The sequence below is a fragment of the Intestinibacter sp. genome, from assembly GCF_051866655.1.
Taxonomy (GTDB): domain Bacteria; phylum Bacillota; class Clostridia; order Peptostreptococcales; family Peptostreptococcaceae; genus Intestinibacter.
The window spans coordinates 1-4,152 of record NZ_JBJDXL010000267.1; the positions used below are offsets into that span (position 1 = coordinate 1).

The 4,152-nt window shown below is 30.9% G+C and carries 5 protein-coding genes; 3 read left to right on the forward strand and 2 right to left on the reverse strand.

Going from position 1 to position 4,152, the window contains the following annotated elements:
- Window positions 1-114 precede the first annotated feature (114 nt).
- Window positions 115-834, forward strand: a complete 720-nt coding sequence (deoD, locus tag ACI3VO_RS08025) for a purine-nucleoside phosphorylase (RefSeq protein WP_439757411.1) — start codon at window positions 115-117, stop codon at window positions 832-834.
- A gap of 65 nt (window positions 835-899) precedes the next feature.
- Here deoD and lexA read toward each other — a convergent pair whose 3' ends face one another.
- Window positions 900-1,532, reverse strand: a complete 633-nt coding sequence (gene lexA, locus ACI3VO_RS08030; RefSeq protein ID WP_439757412.1) for a transcriptional repressor LexA — start codon at window positions 1,530-1,532, stop codon at window positions 900-902.
- 145 nt (window positions 1,533-1,677) lie between these two features.
- Window positions 1,678-2,838, reverse strand: a complete 1,161-nt coding sequence (locus ACI3VO_RS08035) for a tyrosine-type recombinase/integrase (RefSeq protein WP_439757413.1) — start codon at window positions 2,836-2,838, stop codon at window positions 1,678-1,680.
- A 148-nt stretch (window positions 2,839-2,986) separates the two neighbouring features.
- Between ACI3VO_RS08035 and ACI3VO_RS08040 the strand changes: the two genes are divergently transcribed.
- Both ACI3VO_RS08040 and ACI3VO_RS08045 read left to right on the forward strand, forming a co-directional pair.
- Window positions 2,987-3,643, forward strand: a complete 657-nt coding sequence (locus ACI3VO_RS08040) for an SIMPL domain-containing protein (protein ID WP_439757414.1) — start codon at window positions 2,987-2,989, stop codon at window positions 3,641-3,643.
- A 28-nt stretch (window positions 3,644-3,671) separates the two neighbouring features.
- The coding region (locus ACI3VO_RS08045) for an aspartate/glutamate racemase family protein (RefSeq protein ID WP_439757415.1) at window positions 3,672-4,152 on the forward strand (481 nt) is incomplete at its 3' end.

Sequence of the window (4,152 nt, forward strand, 5' to 3'; positions counted from 1 at the left end):
TAGGTATATAATATATAATATAGATATTTGAAATAATTATAGACTTTAAATATCTATAATTAATGAAAATATATTTAAATTCATATAAATTATAAAAGCTAGGAGGAATTTAAAATGAGTAAATCACCAGTACCAACTCCACATCTAGAAGCTAAGGTGGGAGATATAGCCGAAACAGTATTATTACCAGGAGATCCATTAAGAGCTCAATTTATAGCTGAGACTTTCTTAGAAAATCCAGTGAGATACAATACTGTAAGAGGAATGTATGGATATACAGGATATTATAAAGGCAAAAAAATATCAGTTCAAGGTTCAGGTATGGGTATGCCATCTATGGGAATATACTCTTATGAATTAATTAATTTCTATGGAGTTAAAAACCTTATAAGAATAGGTTCTGCAGGAGCTATAAGCGACAAATTAAACCTACACGATGTTGTAATAGGTATGGGAGCTTGTACAGACTCAAATTACGCATCTCAATACAACTTACCAGGTACATATGCACCTATTGCGAGCTTTGAGTTACTTCAAAAGGCTGTAAATAATGCTAAAGAGCTTGGTATAGATGTAACAGTTGGAAATATAGTATCAAGTGATGTATTCTACGGAGATAATGGATTAGAAGGATTAAAATCATGGCAAAAAATGGGTGCTCTTTGCGTTGAAATGGAAGCAGCAGCACTTTACATGAATGCAGCTAGAGCAGGAGTAAATGCTTTAGCAATAGTTACTATATCTGATTGTCCTTTAAGAGGAGAAGAAACTACTTCAAAGGAAAGACAAACAGCATTTACTAAAATGATGGAAATAGCTTTAAGCTTAGCATAATATAAAATTTAAAATAAAAAGCTTGCTAGAAAATTATACCTTCTTAGCAAGCTTTTTTACGTGTACTATAATACTCTAAATACACCTGTAACAATTCCAACAATCTCAACATCTCTTTCATCTAAAATGATAGGATCCATAAATTCATTTTCTGGTTGAAGTCTGACTTTATTACCTTCTTTGAAAAATCTCTTTACAGTAGCTGACTCTCCATTTACTAATGCCACTACTATCTGTGAATTAGAAGCTGTAGAGCTTTTGTCTACTACAACGTAATCCTTATCTAAAATACCAGCGTTTATCATACTTTCTCCCTTTACCTTTAGAAGAAAATTATCTGTACCCTTTATAAGTTGGGCAGGTAGAGGTAAGTATTCTTGAATGTTTTGTTCGGCAAGAATAGGTTCACCAGCCGTTACTTGGCCAACTAGAGGAAGGTTAATTATTTCTTTTTCAGTTATATTATTTCCGAAGATATTGCTGTCTAGTATTTCGATAGCTCTAGGTTTAGTAGGATCGCGTCTTATGTATCCTAATTTTTCAAGTTTGTTTAAATGAGCATGTACAGTAGATGTAGACTTAAGTCCTACTGCCTGACATATCTCTCTAACTGAAGGCGGATATCCCTTAGTTAAAAGTTGATCTTTTATAAACTCTAGAATGATGAGTTGTTTATTTGTTATTTGATTTGAACTCATAAAAATCACTCATTTCATTATTTATTTATAAAATTTAAAGTTATTCTGATTTTAACTTTACTATTTATATTATATATTGTACCATATGCAGTTTTTTTATACAAACATTTGTTCTTGTTTTAGAAAAATTCTTTTTATTATGATTTTAATCAGTTGAGTTTTCCTTTTGAATATCTTCAAGGCTTACCTCTTCGTTTTCATCTAGCCATTCGAAATTGTTTACAATATCTCTTTTGACGTTTTTCTTATGCGCGGCATATAGCTGTGTAGTCGTCACATTGTCGTGGTCTAGTAGAGTTTTTACATCGTATATGGAAAAACCCGACTGGATTAGAGATGTAGCTGCTGTTGCTCTAAGTTTATGAGGAGAATAGCCTTTGTCCCTAGTCGTGTGCATGCATATAGATGTATATTTTTTTACTAGCTGTCTTATAGCCTTTGCTGTCAGACGTTTTTTTTGTAGAGATAAAAATAACGCGTCCTTTACATCATCAGGTAGATCATCGCTATTTGGTCTTTCGTAGTTTATGTAATCTAATACGACAGCTTCACAGGTTTTATTTATAGGCATTAGGACCTCTTTGCCTCTTTTTCTGTATATTTTAAATTCACCTCTTGAAAAATTAAATGAGGAAATATTCAGCTCACGAAGCTCGTTTAATCTAAGACCGTATGTTACAAACAGAGCTAAAATTGCCTTGTCTCGAAGCTTAGTTTTATTCCAGTAGACCTTTTCCTTTTCTGTTAGACCTTCACCTGACTCTACAGCTTCTAGCATTACCATTACCTCGTCGATATCTAGTCTTTTTATGGCATCTGGCTGAGGCTTTGGAAGCTTTATTGGGTTAAATCCGTCTGTTATGTTAGTAGGAAGCTGTTCATTTCTGTAGAGAAATTTAAATAAGGTCGAGATAGATGATTTTTTTCTCGCCAATGCTCTATTGTTGTTTTCATATACAATTGTGGCATTTTCCTTTTCTTTGTAGTATCTAGGACAGTAGTCGCCTAGGAATAAATTTACATCTCTTGCTTTTATATTTTTAAAATCCTCTATAGTTAGCTCTTTTATAGTTTTGGCATCTGTAAGCCCGCTTTCATTTACTAAATAATCGCAGAAAAACGTGATATCCTCTAAATAAGCTGCTCTAGTGGATGAAGCTACAGAGCCTTTTAAATATATGAAATAATCCTTCATAAAATTTGGCAGTCCTTTTTCAAATTCGATGCTTTTTTCTATTAGTATGTGATCCCTAAGCACTATGTTGTCTGGCTTGTCGGATTTATTGTTTATTTTTAATTCCTTCAAATTATTACCTCCAATATTTATCAGTATAAGCTAAAATTAATGTTTTCTTAAATATATATCAAAATTTAGTTTTTTTCTACTATTTATTTAATCATTAAATAAATATGATAAAATTATAATAAAAATAAATAAATTGGAGGTTTTTTTTATGAATGCAAAGATAACAGCTTCTGGAGGTATATCTTGTAAACCAAATCAGGTAACTTTTTTACTTACATTTAAGCAAGAATCAAAAGATAGTGAAGAAATTATAAAAAAGGGTTCAGAACAAATTCTAGAATTCCAAAATTTATTGAAGCAACTTGAAATTGATAAACAAGATTTAAAAACGACTAGATATGAAATAATACCTGTCAAAAAAACTATAGAAGATAAAAATGATATTATCGAGGTTTCATATGTATTTTCTCATTACGAGCTTATTCAAACGAATGAATTGACAATAAATTATAGCTCTATCGAAAATATATTAAATATTATTGATGCAATTTCTAAAATGGAAAATCCTCCAACATATACAATCAAATTTGGAGTAAATAGGGAAACTAGAAATAAATTAGAAGAGGAAGCTTTAGCTAATGCCATTAAATTAGCCGAAGAAAAAGCTGAATTTATAAAAAATACTATGTCAAAATCAAATAAAACATGTTTATCTATAGAAGTTCATAATAATTTTCAAGATTTTGATGCGGATACAAATTTAGGAGTGTCTACTTATTTAAGAGCAGGAAATTCATTAGATACTATAAATCCTGAAGACATAAATATTGAAGTGAGTATAACCTCAGAATGGAAATTTGAATAAGAGTAGGAATTTAGAGGAGTTGGAAAAATTGAAAACTATAGGACTATTAGGTGGCATGAGCTGGGAAAGCACAGTTACTTATTATCAGATTATAAATGAGGTAGTAAAGCAAGAATTGGGTGGGTTACATTCAGCAAAGATACTTTTGTACAGCGTTGATTTTTATCCAATTGAAAAATACCAAGCAAGCGATGAGTGGGACAAAATTGCAGATATTTTATCTATTGAAGCTAAAAATCTTCAAAAAGCTGGAGCTGACTTTATCGTAATTTGTGCAAATACTACACATAAAATTGCTTCTGAAATTCAAAAACGTATTGATATACCTATTATACATATTGCAGAGGTGACTGCTGAGGTATTAAAAAAGAAAAGTATCGAAAAGGTTATTTTGCTCGGAACAAAATACACTATGACAGGAGATTTTTATAAAAATAAATTGATAGATGCTGGAATATCCGTTGTAGTTCCAGATGATTCTTCTATTGAGGCTTTAAATAATATTATTT